General features: G+C 68.4%; 17 protein-coding genes. 6 read left to right on the forward strand and 11 right to left on the reverse strand.

Annotation, left to right across the window (positions count from 1 at the left end; all coding sequences use genetic code 11):
- Positions 1-61 precede the first annotated feature (61 nt).
- Genes ACLQ6X_RS00530 through ACLQ6X_RS00540 form a run of 3 tightly spaced genes read left to right on the forward strand, consistent with a single transcriptional unit; the run spans position 62 to position 3,040 of the window.
- Complete coding sequence (locus tag ACLQ6X_RS00530) at positions 62-1,180, forward strand: 5-(carboxyamino)imidazole ribonucleotide synthase (protein ID WP_411698208.1); 1,119 nt, start codon at positions 62-64, stop codon at positions 1,178-1,180.
- Between the two features lie 43 nt (positions 1,181-1,223).
- The gene (gene purE, locus ACLQ6X_RS00535) at positions 1,224-1,691 is read left to right on the forward strand and encodes a 5-(carboxyamino)imidazole ribonucleotide mutase (protein ID WP_411698222.1); all 468 of its coding nucleotides are present in this window, start codon (positions 1,224-1,226) and stop codon (positions 1,689-1,691) included.
- A gap of 47 nt (positions 1,692-1,738) precedes the next feature.
- Positions 1,739-3,040, forward strand: coding sequence for an LCP family protein (locus tag ACLQ6X_RS00540; protein WP_411698209.1), 1,302 nt, complete (start codon positions 1,739-1,741; stop codon positions 3,038-3,040).
- Between the two features lie 40 nt (positions 3,041-3,080).
- Here ACLQ6X_RS00540 and ACLQ6X_RS00545 read toward each other — a convergent pair whose 3' ends face one another.
- Genes ACLQ6X_RS00545 through rfbB form a run of 4 tightly spaced genes read right to left on the reverse strand, consistent with a single transcriptional unit; the run spans position 3,081 to position 6,925 of the window.
- Positions 3,081-4,220 carry a glycosyltransferase family 4 protein gene (locus tag ACLQ6X_RS00545; protein ID WP_411698210.1) on the reverse strand — a complete coding sequence of 380 codons (1,140 nt, stop codon included), beginning with the start codon at positions 4,218-4,220 and terminating at the stop codon, positions 3,081-3,083.
- Positions 4,221-4,273: 53 nt separating this feature from the next.
- Positions 4,274-5,065 (reverse strand): polyprenol monophosphomannose synthase, encoded by a 792-nt coding sequence (locus ACLQ6X_RS00550; RefSeq protein WP_411698211.1) that lies wholly within the window; start codon positions 5,063-5,065, stop codon positions 4,274-4,276.
- Positions 5,066-5,069: 4 nt separating this feature from the next.
- Positions 5,070-5,942, reverse strand: coding sequence for a dTDP-4-dehydrorhamnose reductase (rfbD, locus tag ACLQ6X_RS00555; RefSeq protein ID WP_411698223.1), 873 nt, complete (start codon positions 5,940-5,942; stop codon positions 5,070-5,072).
- Positions 5,939-6,925, reverse strand: a complete 987-nt coding sequence (gene rfbB, locus ACLQ6X_RS00560; protein WP_411698212.1) for a dTDP-glucose 4,6-dehydratase — start codon at positions 6,923-6,925, stop codon at positions 5,939-5,941. Before rfbB ends, rfbD begins: the two co-directional genes overlap by 4 nt.
- Positions 6,926-7,005: 80 nt before the next feature.
- Here rfbB and ACLQ6X_RS00565 point away from each other — a divergent pair, with 80 nt between their 5' ends.
- Positions 7,006-7,617: a dTDP-4-dehydrorhamnose 3,5-epimerase family protein gene (locus ACLQ6X_RS00565; protein WP_411698213.1), complete on the forward strand. Its 612-nt coding sequence runs from the start codon at positions 7,006-7,008 to the stop codon at positions 7,615-7,617.
- Between the two features lie 6 nt (positions 7,618-7,623).
- The gene (gene rfbA / locus ACLQ6X_RS00570) at positions 7,624-8,487 is read left to right on the forward strand and encodes a glucose-1-phosphate thymidylyltransferase RfbA (protein ID WP_411698214.1); all 864 of its coding nucleotides are present in this window, start codon (positions 7,624-7,626) and stop codon (positions 8,485-8,487) included.
- Between the two features lie 72 nt (positions 8,488-8,559).
- Here the strand turns inward: rfbA and ACLQ6X_RS00575 are convergent, their stop codons facing one another.
- The 7 genes from ACLQ6X_RS00575 to ACLQ6X_RS00605 form a co-directional block, all read right to left on the reverse strand.
- Positions 8,560-10,017, reverse strand: coding sequence for a DUF4214 domain-containing protein (locus ACLQ6X_RS00575; protein ID WP_411698215.1), 1,458 nt, complete (start codon positions 10,015-10,017; stop codon positions 8,560-8,562).
- A gap of 150 nt (positions 10,018-10,167) precedes the next feature.
- Complete coding sequence (locus tag ACLQ6X_RS00580; protein ID WP_411698216.1) at positions 10,168-11,022, reverse strand: glycosyltransferase family 2 protein; 855 nt, start codon at positions 11,020-11,022, stop codon at positions 10,168-10,170.
- The gene (locus tag ACLQ6X_RS00585; RefSeq protein ID WP_411698217.1) at positions 11,019-12,854 is read right to left on the reverse strand and encodes a hypothetical protein; all 1,836 of its coding nucleotides are present in this window, start codon (positions 12,852-12,854) and stop codon (positions 11,019-11,021) included. Before ACLQ6X_RS00585 ends, ACLQ6X_RS00580 begins: the two co-directional genes overlap by 4 nt.
- A 7-nt stretch (positions 12,855-12,861) precedes the next feature.
- Positions 12,862-14,043, reverse strand: coding sequence for a glycosyltransferase family 4 protein (locus ACLQ6X_RS00590; RefSeq protein WP_411698218.1), 1,182 nt, complete (start codon positions 14,041-14,043; stop codon positions 12,862-12,864).
- A 2-nt stretch (positions 14,044-14,045) separates the two neighbouring features.
- Positions 14,046-15,008: a GDP-mannose 4,6-dehydratase gene (locus ACLQ6X_RS00595; RefSeq protein ID WP_411698219.1), complete on the reverse strand. Its 963-nt coding sequence runs from the start codon at positions 15,006-15,008 to the stop codon at positions 14,046-14,048.
- A gap of 8 nt (positions 15,009-15,016) precedes the next feature.
- Positions 15,017-16,000: a GDP-mannose 4,6-dehydratase gene (locus tag ACLQ6X_RS00600; RefSeq protein ID WP_188510272.1), complete on the reverse strand. Its 984-nt coding sequence runs from the start codon at positions 15,998-16,000 to the stop codon at positions 15,017-15,019.
- A gap of 102 nt (positions 16,001-16,102) precedes the next feature.
- Positions 16,103-16,582 carry a GtrA family protein gene (locus ACLQ6X_RS00605; protein ID WP_411698220.1) on the reverse strand — a complete coding sequence of 160 codons (480 nt, stop codon included), beginning with the start codon at positions 16,580-16,582 and terminating at the stop codon, positions 16,103-16,105.
- Between the two features lie 21 nt (positions 16,583-16,603).
- Between ACLQ6X_RS00605 and ACLQ6X_RS00610 the strand changes: the two genes are divergently transcribed.
- On the forward strand, positions 16,604-16,821 hold a 218-nt coding region (locus tag ACLQ6X_RS00610), incomplete at its 3' end, for a glycosyltransferase (RefSeq protein WP_411698221.1).

Raw genomic sequence — 16,821 nt, forward strand, 5'->3', positions numbered from 1 at the left:
CGAAGATAGAACGGTTGAACGCCGAGAACCCGCCCGGCGTCTGAACCCCAGGAGTTCGAGCATGTCGCGAATCGTCGGTGTAATCGGTGGCGGGCAGCTCGCCCGCATGATGGTGCCGGCGGCGATCAACCTGGGGATCCCGATCCGGGTGTTGGCCGAGCGCGAGGGCGAACCGGCGGCGCTCGCCGTGACCGCCTACGGCAGCCACCTCGACCTCGACACCGTGCTCGCTTTCGCCGAGACCGTCGACGTCGTCACCTTCGATCACGAGCACGTTCCCCAGGCGGTGCTGCGCGAGCTCGTCGCCCGTGGCGTGAACGTGCAGCCGGGTCCGGATGCGCTGCAGTTCGCGCAGAACAAGCTGGCGATGCGGCAGCGTCTCGCAGAACTCGGCATCCCGGTGCCCGACTGGGCCAGGGTCGAAACCGCAGAGCAGCTCGCCGACTTCCTCGCCGACCACGGCGGCAAGGGCGTGCTCAAGACCGCGACGGGCGGCTACGACGGCAAGGGCGTGCGGGTGGTGCGTGACGCGAGCGAGGCGGCCGACTGGCTGGCCGACGGCGAGCCGCTGCTCGTCGAGGAGCTCGTGGAGTTCCGCCGCGAGCTGGCCCAACTGGTCGCCCGGAGACCCGGCGGGGAACTGGCGCTCTGGCCCGTCGTCGAGTCGGTGCAGCGCGACGGTGTGTGCGCCGAGGTCATCGCCCCCGCCCCCGGTTCGGCGGGCAGGGTCGCCGACGTCGCCGCCGACATCGCCACCACCGTCGCGGAGGCGCTCGGGGTGACCGGCGTGCTCGCGGTCGAGCTCTTCGAGACCAGCGACGACCGCCTGCTCGTGAACGAGCTGGCGATGCGGCCGCACAACACCGGACACTGGACGCTCGACGGTTCGACGACGAGCCAGTTCGAGCAGCACCTGCGTGCCGTGCTCGACCTGCCGCTCGGCGCCACCGGGTGCCGCGACGAGTGGGCCGTGATGGTCAACGTGCTCGGCGGTCCGACCACGGCTACGATCGCCGACCGGTACGCGGCGGCCTTCGCCGACCAGCCGACCGTCAAATTCCACTTCTACGACAAGACCCCGCGACCCGGCCGCAAGGTCGGTCACGTCGACGCCGGTGGCGACGACCTCGACGAGGTCGTCTATCGTGCGCGTGCCGCGGCGGCCTTCTTCGAGGGTTGACCCTACGATTGTTCCCGTGTCCACACCACTCGTAGCCGTCGTCATGGGGTCAGACTCCGACTGGTCGGTGATGGCCGACGCCGCTGCCGCACTCGCCGAATTCGGAATCGCCCACGAGGTCGAGATCGTGTCGGCCCACCGCACACCCGAACGCATGATCGAATTCGGCCGCACCGCCGTCGACCGAGGCCTCAAGGTCATCATCGCCGGAGCGGGCGGAGCGGCTCACCTGCCCGGCATGCTCGCCGCGGTCACGACCCTGCCGGTGATCGGCGTGCCCGTCGCCCTGGCAAAACTCGACGGCCTCGACTCGCTGCTCTCGATCGTGCAGATGCCGGCCGGTGTTCCCGTCGCGACCGTCTCGATCGGCGGCGCGCGCAACGCGGGACTCCTCGCCGCCCGCATCCTCTCCACTTCCGACTCCGAGCTCGCCGAGAAGCTCGCGACGTTCGCGCGGGGCCTCGAACAGCTCGTCGCAGACAAAAACGCGGCTCTCGCCTCCAGACTGTGACGATCGCCAGCCCTGTCCGCTTCCCGGACACGAGCTCACGAACCACCATGACCCGCAGGGCCTGGTGGTTGGTCGGCCTCAACATCCTGCTGCCGGGTTCGGCCCAGCTGCTCGCCGGCAACCGCAAGCTCGGCCGGTTCGGCGTTCTCGCGACCTTCGCGCTCTGGATCATCGCCATCCTGACCCTCGTCTTCTTCCTCTTCGGGCGCCCCGTGCTCTACACGCTGTTCACGAACGTGGTGGCGCTCACCGTGATCCAGGCCGTCATCGTGTTCTACGTCGCGCTGTGGATCCTGCTGACCGTCGACACCCTGCGGCTCGCGCGGCTCATCAAGGTCTCGCCGCCGTCCCGCCCGCTCGTGGCGGCGCTGGCCGTCGCCGTACTGGTCGCGGTGAGCGCGACCGGCAACTACGGCGTGGTGGTCACCGGGGCGACCCGCGACGCGATCAACAAGGTCTTCGTGGCCGGGCAGGCTGCCGAGGCGGTCGACGGGCGCTACAACATCCTGCTGCTCGGCGGCGACGCGGGCCCCGACAGGCAGGGTCTCCGCCCCGACAGCATCTCGGTGATGAGCATCGAGGCGGCGACGGGCAAGGCCACCATGATCGGCATCCCGCGCAACCTCGAGGACGCCCCGTTCGTCGAGGGCTCCCCGCTCTACGGGCCCTTCCCCGACGGCTACGACTGCGGCGACGACTGCCTCATCAGCTACCTCTACACCTACGGGGTGGAACACCCCGACCTGTATCCGGATGCCGCGAAAGAGGGCAGCAACGCCGGGGTGGAGGCGATGCGCGACGCCGTGGGCGGAGTGCTCGGCATCACGCTGCAGTACTACGTGCTCATCGACATGAAGGGCTTCAGCGACCTCATCGACGCCCTCGGCGGCGTGCAGATCGAGTCGACGGGCCGCTTCCCGATCGGCGGCGGCGAAGACCGCAACAGCCAGCCGATCAACGTCGAGGGCTGGATCGAGCCCGGCGTGCAGCAGATGAACGGGTACACCGCCCTCTGGTACGCCCGCGCGCGTCACGGCACGAGCGACTACGACCGCATGGCGAGGCAGCGGCAGGTGCAGGAGGCGATCCTCGCCCAGTTCGTGCCGGCCAACGTGCTCGGCAAGTTCCAGGCGATCGCCGAGGCCGGCTCGCAAGTGGTGACCACCGACGTGCCATCCGCGGCTCTTCCCTACTTCGTGCAGCTCGCCGAGAAGACCCGGGCCCTGCCGATCGAGAAGGTCGAGCTGGTGCCCAGCAACGGGGTCGACGTCGTGCGCCCCGACTTCGACGCGATCCACGCGATGGTCGATGCCGCGCTGGCGGCGACCACGGAGACCCCGGCGCCGTAGCGCCCGGCCCCCAGAGCCCGGCCGGCTACAGCGGGAGGGCCTACAGGTCGGCGTGCAGCTGCCAGACCTTCTCGGCCGAGTTGCGCCAGCTGAACAGGCTGGAGCGGTCGCGTCCCGCCTGGCCCATGCGCTGCGCGAGCACGCCGTCGTCGGCGACCGTGGCAATCGCCTCGGCGAGCCGCTCGGGGTAGCCCTCTGCGTCGTCGCGGGCGACCACGAGACCGGCGTCGCCGCCGACCTCGACGAGCGCGGGGTCGTCGGAGTGCACCACGGGGGTGCCGAAGTGGAAGGCCTCGATGATCGGGATGCCGAAGCCCTCGGCGAGGCTGGGCATCACGAAGACCGTGGCCCGCTCGAGCGCGACCGCGAGGTCGGCGTCGCTGAGGTAGCCGAGCGCGCGCACGCGGTCGGGCTCGAGTCCGGCGGAGGCGGCGATGCCGGCGATGTCGACCTCGCCCCAGCCGGGCGGACCGACGATGAGCAACGGCAGATCGGCGGATGCGCCGCTTCCGAGCGAACGGATGAGCGGTTCGAGCGCCTTGCGTGGTTCGAGGGTGCCGACCGCGAGGATGTAGCGTTCGGGCAGCTCGAGGCGCTCCGCGCGCTCGTCGGCGTCGACGGGCGTGACCAGCTGCGAGCTGACCGCGCTGCCGATCACCCGGATGCGCTGCCCGAAGTCGAAGATCTCGGCCAGCTGGTCGCCGACGGCGTGGGTGGGAACGACGATCGCGTCGGCGTAGCGATGCGCCCGCTTGGCCATCGCGCGGTGCCAGGAGGCGCCGTGCGGGGTGAGGGTCTCGGGGTGGGTCCACGGAACGGCGTCGTGGATGGTCACGGCGATCTGGTCGCCGGATCCGCTCGCGCGGTCGTGGCGGAAGAGCGGGGCCAGCAGACTCGTCGCGTGGATCATGCCCTTGCCGGGCAGTCGGGTGAAGCCGTGCTGCCAGGCGGCGGACAACTCGCGCCGGGCGAGGGCGCTCTTGTAGACACTGTCGAGGCCGGGCAGTTTGTCGCGCAGCATCGCGTACTGCTCGTCGGTCGACGACGAGACGACCCCCTGGATCTCGCAACCGGCGGGGGCCGTGTCGATGAGCGCGCGCGTGAGTTCCTCGGCGTAGCGCCCGATGCCGCCGGGCACGGGCGCGAGGATCTGGTCGATGATGATGCGCAGTGTTGTCATGGGGCTTTCCGGTTCCGGCTGAAGGAACTGTCGATGGAATCTAGCGTATGGGACTACGCGGCGGAGCGGGTGGGGGCGTCGCCCTCGGTGCGCGATGCGGCCGTCGCCGTGCGCGGGGCGACCAGGCGCAGGATGCCCCACTGCGTCACCCGGAAGAGCGCCTCGAAGACGATGCCGCGGCTCATCTTCGACACTCCGGTCTCGCGCTCGCGGAACACGATGGGCACCTCGGCGATGCCGGCGCCGGCGTCGTGCGCACGCAGGGCCATGTCGATCTGGAAGCAGTAGCCGCGCGACGCCACGGTGCGGGCGGTGATCCGGTGCAGCAGCGCGGCGTCGTAGGCGCGGTATCCGGCCGTGGCGTCGTGCACCCGCAGCGGCAGGGCGAACCGGGCGTACTCGTTGCCGGCGCGGCTGAGCAGTCGACGCCGGGCCGGCCAGTTCTCGACGATGCCGCCGGCGACCCAGCGCGAGCCGATCACGAGGCCGACGGGTCGGGCCGGGTCGACGAGACGGTCGAGGATGGCGGGGAGGGTCTCGGCGGGGTGCGAGCCGTCGGCGTCCATCTCGACGACCACGTCGAACCCGCGGGCCTTCGCCCACGCGAAGCCGGCCAGGTAGGCCGGACCCAGCCCGCTCTTCGCCGGACGGTGCAGCACGGTGATGCGGGTGTCGCCGAGCGCCAGGGTGTCGGCCAGCCGCCCCGTGCCATCCGGGCTGCCGTCGTCGACGACGAGCACGTGCACCGTCGGCACGGTGCGCAGCAGGGTTCCGAGCACTCGCTCGAGACTCTCGATCTCGTTGTACGTGGGCATAATGACGAGCACCCGGCCCCAGGAAACCACCGGCTCAGGCCGTCCCGACGGCGCCCGACGGCACGACGGCGCCCGACGACACCGCTTCGGCGAGGGCTTCACGCCACGGACGCATCGGGGCGAGGCCCGCGGCCCGCCACGCGCCGTGGCCGAGCACGGAGTAGGAGGGGCGTGGCGCCGGTCGCACGAACTCGGCGCTCGTGGTGGGCAGAACCCGCTCGGGATCGAGACCGTTCTCGGCGAACGTGGCGCGGGCGAAGTCGAACCAGCTCGTCTCGCCCGAGTTCGTGCCGTGGTACGCGCCGACCGGTGCGTCGGCATCGACGAGGGCGACGATCTGACGTGCGAGGTCGAGGGTCCAGGTCGGCTGCCCGAACTGGTCGGCGACGACGGAGACGGTCGGACGCGAGGCCGCCAGCGACAGCATGGTGCGCGGGAAGCTCGCGCCGTTGCGTCCGTAGAGCCACGCGGTGCGCACGATGTAGCTGCCCTCGGGGTGGGCGGCGAGCACGCGGCGCTCGCCCTCGGCCTTGGAGCGGCCGTAGGCGCCGAGCGGGGCCAGCGGTTCGGTCTCGGGGTACGGGGAGGTCGCAGAGCCGTCGAACACGTAGTCGGTCGACACCTGCACGAGCTTGGCCCCCGCCTCGCGCGCGGCGACGGCCAGGTTCTCGGCGCCGACCCCGTTGACGGCGGTCGCCTCGGCCTCGTTGGTCTCGGCGTCGTCGACGCGCACGTAGGCGGCGGCGTTGATGACGACGTCATACCCGCGAACGGCGGCGATCGCGGCGGCACGGTCGGTCACGTCGAGTTCGGCACTACCGAGCCCGGTGACGTCGCGGTCGGCCAGCACGGCGACGAGGTCGCTTCCGAGCATCCCGCGAGCGCCGGTGACGAGGTAGCGCATCAGACCAGCTCGGCGCGGGCCTTGAGCGGCTGCCACCATTCGCGGTTGTCGCGGTACCACTGCACCACCTCGGCGAGCCCCTGCTCGAACGGCACGAGCGGCTCGTAGCCCAGTTCGTCGCGGATCTTGGAGATGTCGACGCTGTAGCGCAGGTCGTGGCCGAGGCGGTCGGCGACCCGGTCGACATACGACCAGTCTTTGCCGGTGGCGTCGAGCAGTAGTTGCGTCAGCTCCCGGTTGGTCAGCTCGGTGCCGCCGCCGATGTTGTAGATCTCGCCGGCGCGGCCCCCCATCAGCACCATCGCGATGCCGCGGCAGTGGTCGTCGACGTGCAGCCAGTCGCGGATGTTGTTGCCCTCGCCGTAGAGGGGCACGTGCACGTCGTCGATGAGGTTGGTGACGAAGAGCGGGATGACCTTCTCGGGGAAGTGGTACGGGCCGTAGTTGTTCGAGCAGCGGGTGATCGAGACGTTCAGGCCGTGCGTGCGGAAGTAGCTGCGGGCGAGCAGGTCGCTGCCGGCCTTCGACGCCGAATAGGGGGAGTTCGGTTCGAGCGGACGCTCTTCGTTCCAGGAACCCTCGGCGATCGAGCCGTACACCTCGTCGGTCGACACGTGCACGAAGCGCTTGAGGCCGGAACGCAGGGCGGCGTCGAGCAGCTTCTGGGTGCCGAGAACGTTCGTCTCGACGAAGATCGAGGCGTCGCGCACGGAGCGGTCGACGTGGCTCTCGGCGGCGAAGTGCACGACGGCGTCGACCGTCGGCAGGAGCGTGTCGAGCAGTGCCGCGTCGCGGATATCGCCGTGCACGAAGCTGTAACGGGGGGAATCGGCGACGGGCGCGAGGTTCTCGAGGTTGCCCGAGTAGGTGAGCGCGTCGAGCACCACCACCTCGGCACCCTCGAGTCCGGGGTACGCGTCTTCGAGCGTACGTCGAACGAAGTTCGAGCCGATGAAGCCGGCTCCGCCGGTGACGAGGATTTTCATGTCGTTGGTACGCGCTCTCTGGTCCGAGGGTAAGACAGTTCTAAATCCTATCGGGACGACGACTTGCTAGACTTCGGCACGTGCAAATCCGCGAGCTAGCCGTCCCCGACGCGTGGGAATTCACCCCTAAACAACACGGAGACGACCGAGGTGTCTTTTTCGAGTCGTACCGGTTCGAGGCCCTGCAAGAGGTCGCCGGGCATCCGCTGAACCTCCGGCAGGGCAACATGTCGGTCTCCGCCAAGGGGGTAGTCCGCGGCATCCACTATGCCCTCGTCCCCCCGGGGCAGGCCAAGTACGTCATGGCCCCACGCGGCGCGTTCATCGACTACATCATCGACCTGCGTGTCGGCTCGCCCGCCTTCGGCACCTGGGACTCCGTCATCATCGACGACGTCGACCGCAAGGCCGTCTACCTGTCGGAGGGCCTCGGCCACGCGATCGTCTCGCTCACCGACAATGCGACCGTGAGCTACCTCGTCTCCGAGGTGTTCAACCCGACGCGCGAGCTCGGCATCAACGTGCTCGACCCCGACATCGGCCTGGTCTTCCCGCCCGAGATCGGCGAGCCGCTGCTCTCGCCCAAAGACCTCCAGGCCCCGAGCCTGGCCGAAGCGCTCGCCGACGGACTGCTGCCCACCTGGCAGGAGAGCCGCGACTACTACGCTTCACTCAACGAACCTCGACGTTAGGCAGTTATGCGCGGAATCATCCTCGCCGGCGGATCGGGCACGCGCCTGTGGCCGATCACCAAGGGCATCTCGAAGCAGCTGATGCCCATCTACGACAAGCCGATGATCTACTACCCCTTGTCGACGCTGATGATGGCGGGGATCAACGAGATCCTGATCATCACGACGCCCGAGTACAAGGACTCGTTCTACGGGCTGCTCGGTGACGGCAGCGCACTCGGCATCCGCCTCGAGTACGCGGTGCAGCCCTCTCCCGACGGTCTCGCGCAGGCGTTCATCATCGGCGAGGAGTTCATCGGCGACGAGAGCGTCGCGCTCGTCCTCGGCGACAACATCTTCCACGGCACCGGGCTCGGCTCGGCGCTGCGCAAGCACAACGCGGTCGACGGCGCCCTCATCTTCGCGTACCAGGTGAGCGACCCGACGGCGTACGGCGTCGTGGAGTTCGACGACGACTTCACCGCCCTCTCGATCGAGGAGAAGCCGGCCGTTCCGAAGAGCAACTACGCGGTGCCCGGCCTGTACTTCTACGACAACTCGGTGATCGAGATCGCCAAGTCGATCGAGCCGAGCGCGCGGGGCGAGCTCGAGATCAGCACCGTGAACGAGCGCTACCTCGAACAGGGGACCCTGCAGGTGCAGGTGCTCGAGCGCGGCACCACCTGGCTCGACACCGGAACGTTCGAGTCGATGATGCAGGCCTCGGAGTACGTGCGCGTGATCGAGCAGCGCCAGGGTTTCAAGGTCGGCTGCATCGAGGAGATCGCCTGGCGTGCCGGCTGGATCACCACCGACCAGCTGCGCGCCATGGCGAAGCCGCTCGTGAAGAGCGGGTACGGCGCCTACCTCGTCAAGCTCGCGGGCGACTAGCCCCTCACATACAAAACGGGCCGGCGGAAAGGCTCAACGCCTATCCGCCGACCCGTCGTCGGTCGAGACCCGCTAGCCGTTCGGGAAGCGGGCCGAGGCGCGCGCCCAGTACTCGGCGCTGCCGATGATCGCCCAGCGCACCCCCGGGTCACCGTTGTTGATCGCGAGCTGAGCCCAGCCGTCGACCTCGCCGGCTGCCGGCGGGCGGCCGAGGTAGTCGGCGTACATGATCGAGACGCGCGAGCGGGCGGTCTCGAGGGAGCGCCAGATCGTGTCCACTACGACGTGACGGCCGGATGACGCGGCGATCGCGCCCCAGCCGGACATCTCTTCCGGCTGCGCAGCGCGGCCGATGAGGCGTACGTAGAGGGCGTTCACGAACGATTCGTTCGTTCCGCCGTTGATGACGATGTACTCCTCGGTAGCGAGGAAGACCTTGTCGACGTCGTCGGTCTGCAGCAGTCCGGCGTTCATGTTGGCGAGCCACGCGCGGTCGGCGCCGGGCTCCGCCGGACGGCCGAGGATGGTGGTGTACGCGCTGTTGATGCGGGTGAGGCGGTACTCGTCGCTGTTGACGAAGCCGGCCGCGGCCTGCACGGGGGGCATTCCGCCGGCGACGGCGGTACCCCAGCCGGACACCTCGGAGGCGTTCGCCTCGCGCTTCAGGACGTCGGCGTAGAGCGAGCGCACGAACGCCGAGGCCTGCACCGAAACCGTCGAGGGGCCGAACCAGTCGCTGAAGAACTTCCAGAAGTTGCGGTTGCCGTACGACGAGCAGGCGTCGCCGGTTCCGCCCAGGTTGCTCATCGCGGCCTGGTTGGGGCGGTAGGGCGTGTAGTTGTAGAGCGCCGCCGTGGCGTTGTTCTCGATGAAGACGTCGCTCGCGCCGCAGGCGGCGTTCGGGTGCCACTGGATCGAGTTGACCTTGCCCGCCTTGTAGCGGAAGGTGTTGCCGGGAGCGACGTAGCGCTGGAACTGGCGGGCCGCCGAGATGACCTGGTTGCCGAAGCCGTAGTAGGCGGTGTCGCACGCGGCGGTGTCGGGGCAGCCGTACCCCATCGCGATGCGATACTTGCCCGCGTTCGGGTTGCCCGATGTGATGAGACCCTGTTCCTTCTCGAGGGTCGCCAGCAGCACCTGCGCGTTGACGTTGCAGGCCTGGGCCGCGCGCCAGATGATCGAGGAGGCGAGTTCGTTCGTACCGGCGGCGAAGGCCGCGCAGTTCGCGTTGGCGGGCTTGGCCGGGGTGTCGGAGCGGTAGCTCTCGAGGCAACCGGGGTTGCCGGCGGTCGCCGCGCAGTTCTCTTTCGCATCGATGAACTGCTGGATGGCGGCCTCGCCCATGCGGCTGCCGTCGTAGAAGATGGCATCGTCGATGATGCGTCCCGCGTTGAAGTTCGACGCGTCGGGAATCGCCGCCTGGGCGGTCGTCGGCACCGAGACGCCGGCCAGCAAGCCGCCGAGCAGCGCGGTCAGCGCGACACCCGCAAATGCCTTCGTCAGTCTCGCTCTGGTCAGTTTCGTTCGCATGGCAAACCCCCGCTTGCGTGCCGCGACGTCGATTACCGCGGCGTGTGTGAGACGAGTCATCCGTCGCCCGAATAGCGAAATGACCCCGTCGTTTGTCTCAGAGTAGCCGCGATTCGCCAGAAAACCACCCTTTTCGCGGTGCGGCGCGGGCTAGCGTCGGGTGATCGAGGCCCGGAGACGCAGTCCGACCCGCAGGGCGAGGCGCACCGGGGCGAGGTACCAGCCGGTGTAGCGCGCGGCGAGGTAGCTGTAGGCGCTCTCGTGGTGCACGCGGATCATCGCCCGGTTGACCCGGTCTGTGGACGCGCCGCCCACGTGCATGAGCTCGGCCGACGGTGCGTACACGATGCGCCAGTCTGCGCGGCCGATGCGCGCGCAGAGATCGACGTCTTCGAAGTACATGAAGAACTTGTCGTCGAACCCGCCCACCTGCTCGAACGCGGCACGTCGCACGAGGATGCAGGCGCCCGACAGCCACCCGGCATCGCGTTGACGCGGCGGATTCTCGCGGTCGGCCAGGTAGGAGCGGGTCCACGGGTTGGTCTTCCAGACCTGCCCGAAGATGGCGTGGCCCACGCCGTTGCGCAGCGAGGGCAGGCGCCGCGCCGAGGGATAGATCTCGCCCGACGGCGTGCGGATGAGGGGTCCGACCGCGCCGATCCGCGGGTCGGAGTCGCCGACGCGCACGAGCTCGTCGATGGCCCCGGGCGACAGTGTGAGGTCGGGGTTGCTGAGCAGCAGCCACTCGGAGTCGACGGTCTCCGTGGCGCCCAGGTTCATGGCCTTGCCGTAGCCGAGGTTCTTGCCGGGCTCGACGACGGTCACCGCGGTCAGCGTGGCGGCGAGAGCCGAGAAGTCGGCGTCGTCGGGCGCGTTGTTCACCACGACGGATGCGACGGGTTCGGAACTCGCGCCGGTCACGCTGTCGAGGAACGGGCCCAGGTACTTCTCCGAGAAGTACGACACGGTGACGAGCGACACGGCCGCGCGGTTCGCGGGGGTCATCGTGGGTCCACCGTGAACAGCAGGTACCGGTTGTCGGCGTCGGTCGAGACGATAGCCGGGTCATCCGGATCTGCCACCGTCTCGACGAGGTCACGCCACGCGGTTGGGTCGTCGGGGTAGGCGAAGGTGTCGACCTCGATCGCGCAGGCGCCGGAGTCGGCGATCTTCGCCTCGAATGCGGCGGGGGTCGTCACGTTCTCCCAGTAGTCGCCGGAGATCGAGCCCACCACCGCGCCGTAGCTCCAGCGCAGCGAGTTGTCGGTCGCGAGGATGTAGGGGAGTGCCTGGTTGTAGTCGCTCATGATGCCGACGGGGCCGGCGGCCGGGTAGGCGTGCAGCGGCAGCTGCACCACGCCGCAGTCGTCGTCGAGCAGCTGTTCGGCGTCGGAGACGAAGGCGCGCAGGTCGGCGTCGTCGGTGGGCTGCAGGTCGATCGCGGTGCGCACGCCGCCGAGCTGGTCGACGACGGCGATGATCGCGAGGAAGGCGACGACAGGAACGGCGAACTTGAGGGGCGTGAGCACCCGGTCGATGAGCACGGCGAGGAAGCCCAGGGCGAGCGCGATCAGCACGATCGACATGCGCACCCAGGCCCGGATCTCGGGGCTCACCACGAAGGAGAAGATGGCCCCGAGGCCGGACACGGTGTAGAAGAGCAGGCCCCAGAGGAATGCCATGGCGAGCACGCTGGCGCGGTCGTCCATGATGAAGCGGCCGAGTGCCGTGGGCGGCACCGTCGTGCGGCTGTACATCAGGCGCACGAGGATGAAGATGACGATGAGGATCATGGCGCCGGCGGCGACGATCGGCGTTCCGGGCGGCTCGGCGTAGATGGAGACAGTGGTGCCGTCGAGGTAGCGCTGGGTGATGGCGCCGAGCGACGAGAACCCTGTGCCCACCCACGGCAACACCAGGGTGGTGATCTTGCCCGCGTGCACCTCGGACTCGCCCGCGGAGCGTTCGCCGAAGTACTGCGCGTAGCGGTCGCCGAAGTCGAGCGAGAGGATGGCGAGCTGCACGCCCACGAAGAGCACGAGCGCGGCGACGGTGACGAACGGCCAGAGCAGGGTGCGCAGCTTCTCGCGCTCGACGAGCGTGATCACGACGCGGGCCGCGATCACCGTGGCGAGGATGATCGCGGCGAAGACGAAGTAGTACGACAGCGACAGCGACACCAGGAGCGTGAGCGTGATGATCGGCAGCCAGCGGCGCCACGCACGCATGCCGCGCGTCTCGGCGGTGTCGATCCAGCCCTGGAACGGGTTCGTCTTGGGCCCGGCGACCATGAGCAGCAGGATGCCGACGAGCGCGACGGCCCAGTAGTTGGCGACGAAGCCGTGACCGAAGCTGACGCGCTGGAAGTGGTACGGCGCGAGCGCGAAGACGAGCGCGAAGACGATGGCGATGAACCGGCGCACCCGAAGAGCCGTGAAGAAGAAGTAACCCGCGAACGCGACGGTGAAGAAACCGAGCAGGTGGTAGATGTTGAGGATGAGCACGCCGTTGTGCGTGAACAGGCTCTCGAAGATCATGAACATCGCGGAGGCCGGGTCGTAGTTCGGCGCGAAGAACAGGTTCTGGAAGGTCGGGAAGCCCATGCGGTCGTTCGGGCCCAGCAGGGGAACGTCGGTGATCGCCTTCGCGACGAGGTAGTGCTGGGCCTGGTCGTCGGCGATGTTCGTCTGCCAGCGCTGACCGAGCGTCGTCGCGTTGATGCCCAGGGTGACGGCGGCCGCCACGAGGCTCACGAGCCCGGTCGCCGTGGCCCAGACGATCTCGCGCAGAACCGTGCGCCACGGCGCGAACGCCGCGATGGCGGATGTAACCCTCATGGGATGGTCAAACCTTTCCGTTGGCCACGCGTGCAAACACGGCCTGGTGCTTAAGTGCGCTCTCCCGCCAGGAGAAGCGCTTCGAGCGCTCGATGCCCCGCGCAGCCAACCGAGAACGGAGGTCGGCGTCTGCCATAAGGGTGCGCAGGGCGGCGGTGATCGAGGGGGAGTCCGGTTCCGAGTATGCCACGGCGTCGCCCCCGACTTCGGGAAGGGCGAGTCGGCGCGTGGTGAGAACGGGCGCCCCGCACGCCATCGCCTCGAGCACCGGCAGACCGAAACCCTCGCCGAGGCTGGGGTAGCTGACGACCGAGGCTCCGCCGAGGAAGCCGCGCATGAGTTCCAGGTCGATGAAACCGAGCACGTGCACTGTGGCGGGCGCCTCGACCAGGTCGACCTCGGCGTCCAGCCCGGTCTCCCAGCCGAGGCCGCCCGCGATCGCGAGTGCGGGCACCGGTCCCCACGCCGTCTCCCACCCCGCCACGAGCCGCCGGTACGCGACGACCAGTGCCGGCACGTTCTTGCGCGGCTCGACGGTTCCGAGGAAGGCGATCCACGGCGCACCGGCGAGGCCGAGCTTCGTGGCCGCCTCGTCGATCTCAGCGGCGGACGGCTGGTGGAATCGCTCGCGGTCGACGCCGTGGTACGCCACGTCGAACCCGGCGATGCCGCGCGGGATGTACCGGGCCAGCTCCGAAGCGGTGGCCTCGCTCGGCACCACGACGGCGTCGGCGAGGCGCGACGACACCCTGATCCAGCCGCGAAAGAACAGGCGCTTGAGCGTGGTGTGCACGCCCGGGTCGCTGAAGAAGGTGGCGTCGTGGAAGGTCACCACTCGCGCGCGCCTGGTGAGGAGGGGAACCGTGTAGTGCGGCGAGAAGATCACGTCGGCGCCGGCGCGACGAGCGATCCCCGGCAGCGAGACCTGCTCCCACACGAACCGCCGCGCGGTGGACGCGATGCCCGGATGCTGCGGCAGAACCGTGGCCGTCGGCGCGAGCTCCCGGTAGAAGCGTTCGTCGCGACCCTGGCAGGCGATCACGAGCGGGCCGTCGAGGGTGGCGATGAGCTCGTCGAGGTAGCGGCCGACCCCGCCGCGGTCGGCGGGAATCGCGGTCGCGTCGACCAGGACGACGGGCGTGCGCGATTCGGGGCCCGCCGCGTCGCGTGCGGCGCGGGAGGATGCCACGGTCAGGCCGAGAGCAGCTCGAGGTCGTGGTGCACCATTGCGCCCACGATCTCGTCGAATCGCTTGGTCGGCTGCCATCCGAGCGTCTCGCGGATCTTGGAGTAGTCGCCGCGCATCAGCGGCGCGTCCACCGGACGGTTGAAGCGCTCGTCGACGGCGACGAGGTTCTGCCAGTCGGTGATGCCGGCCGCGGTGAACGCGGCGCCCACGAACTCGCGAACGGTGTGCGATTCACCCGTGGCGATGACGAAATCGTCCGCGACATCCGCCTCGACGATGCGCACGAGGGCGTCGACGTAGTCGGGGGCCCAGCCCCAGTCCCGCTGCGCGTCGAGGTTGCCGAGCAGCAGCTCGCTCGACTTGCCGGCGGCGATCTGCGCTACGCCCGCCGTGATCTTGCGGGTGACGAAAGCCTCGGGGCGGCGCGGCGACTCGTGGTTGTAGAGGATGCCGGTGGCGGCGAACAGGCCCCGGGAGCGGTAGACGCCCACGAGATGGTGCGCGTAGGCCTTGGCCGCGCCGTAGGGGGAGACCGGATGAAGCGGAGTCGACTCGTTCTGCGGAACCTGCTGCGCGGCGCCGAAGATCTCGGAGCTCGAGGCCTGCACGAACCGCACGGGCTTGCCCGAGCCCTCCTGCAGGCTCCAGGCCGCCTCGAGCATCGAGCCGACCGCGAGAGCGGTCACGCGCGAGGTGAGCTCCGGCTCTTTCCACGACTGGGCGACCGAGCTGATGCCGGCCAGGTTGAAGATGTAGTCCGGCGCCGAGTCGGACACGGCGCCGCGCAGGCTGTCGGGGTCGAGCAGGTCACCCTCGTGAAGGGTGACCCACTCGGCGACGGACTGCTCCTGAGCGCTCGATTCGGCCCGCACGAGGGCGTGCACGTCGACCCCGCGGGCGTGCAACTGCTCGGCGAGGTAGGAACCGTCTTGGCCGGTGACTCCGGTAATCAGCGCTGTGGACATCGGACTGCTTAGCGCAGCTGTGCCTTCTGCTCGGCGATGTCGTTCTCGACCATCATCGTGACGAGCTGCTCGAACTTGACGGTCGGCTCCCAGCCGAGCACGTCTTTCGCCTTCGACGGGTCACCGATGAGCAGGTCGACCTCGGCCGGACGCATGAAGGCCGGGTTCTGCTTGACGAGAGGTGCCCAGTCGTCGATGCCGACGGCCTTGAAGGCCACATCGAGGAGGGTCTCGATCGAGTGGGTCTCTCCGGTGGCGACGACGTAGTCGTCACCCTCGGGCTGCTGCAGCATGCGCCACATGGCGTCGACGTAGTCGCCGGCGAAGCCCCAGTCGCGCTTGGCGTCGAGGTTACCCAAGGTGATGTCGTCCTGCAGGCCGAGCGAGATGCGGGCGACCGCCTGGCTGACCTTGCGGGTGACGAACTCCGGTCCGCGGCGCGGCGACTCGTGGTTGAAGAGGATGCCGCTCGACGCGTGCATGCCGTACGACTCGCGGTAGTTGATGGTCATGTAGTGACCGAAGACCTTGGCGACGCCGTAGGGCGAGCGCGGCCAGAGCAGCGTGCTCTCGCTCTGCGGAACCTGCTGCACCTTGCCGTACATCTCCGAGGAGGAGGCCTGGTAGAACTTCACCTTGTCGATGTCCTTGCCGGCATAGAGGCGGGTGGCCTCGAGGATGTTCAGCACACCCTTGCCCGTGACGTCGGAGGTGAGGCTGGCGTTCTCCCACGAGTACGCGACGAACGAGATGGCGCCGAGGTTGTAGACCTCGTCGGGCTGCGCGACCGAGAAGGCGCGGATCAGGCTCGAGATGTCGGTGAGGTCGCCGGTGAGGATCTTGACCTCGGGGACCGTCGACTGCACGAGGGCGATCTTCGGGTTGTTCTGGCCTCGAACCAGACCGTAGACCTCGTATCCCTTGCCGAGCAGGAGCTCGGCGAGGTAGAGGCCGTCTTGGCCGGTGATTCCAGTAATAAGAGCGCGGGGCATCTGAGTCCTTGGGGTTTTGCGGTTATCCGGTGGAGGGTGCGCGAGCACACGATCGGTGTCGGTCGCCAGCGACGATTCTAACGTCACTGGGCCCCACGATGGCTATTCGACGGGCTCGGATGCGTCTGCCTTGCCCGCGGGAACTCGGAAGACGACGAATCTGTACATGGTGAAGTTCCAGACCAGGCCCACCAGCACCGCGGTGAATTTGGCCACGTTGATCGCGATGATGTGGCGTCCTTCGGCATCCGGCACGAGCAGCAGGGAGTTGCCGAAGCTCGTGGCGAAGAGCATCTCGAAGAGCCAGATGATCAGCGTCTGGATGCCGAGCGAGCTCACTCCGGTAATAAGGAAGAACTCGGCGAACTTGCGCAGGCTGATGCGGTGGGGATAGCGGAAGACGAAGAAGTGGTTGAGCGCGTAGGAGATGCTGATTCCGAAGAGCACCGAGGTCGTGTTCGCGGCGAGCACGGGTAGGCCCAATGCTAAGGTCAACACGTTCAAGATCAAGAAGTCCAACGCGGTGTTGAAGCACCCCGCGATCAGAAAACGGACTTGTTGTTTCGCAAGTAGTTTTCTCACGTCTCCGAGGTTTCTTCCGATATGTTACGTCTCGCTGTCGTTATCCCTACCTACAATGAGGTCACGAACGTTCAAAACCTAATTGACGCAATCGCGAAAGTTAGCCTCGTGAACCCGGATACCGAACTCACTGTAGTGGTGATCGACGATTCCTCGCCCGACGGAACGGCGGCCCTCGTCGAGAGCCTCGCCGACGGCTGGAAGACCGACCGCATGTCGGTGCGCGTCATCAACAAGCC

Origin of the sequence: Conyzicola sp., assembly GCF_046714715.1 — a bacterium.
Classification (GTDB): domain Bacteria; phylum Actinomycetota; class Actinomycetes; order Actinomycetales; family Microbacteriaceae; genus Conyzicola.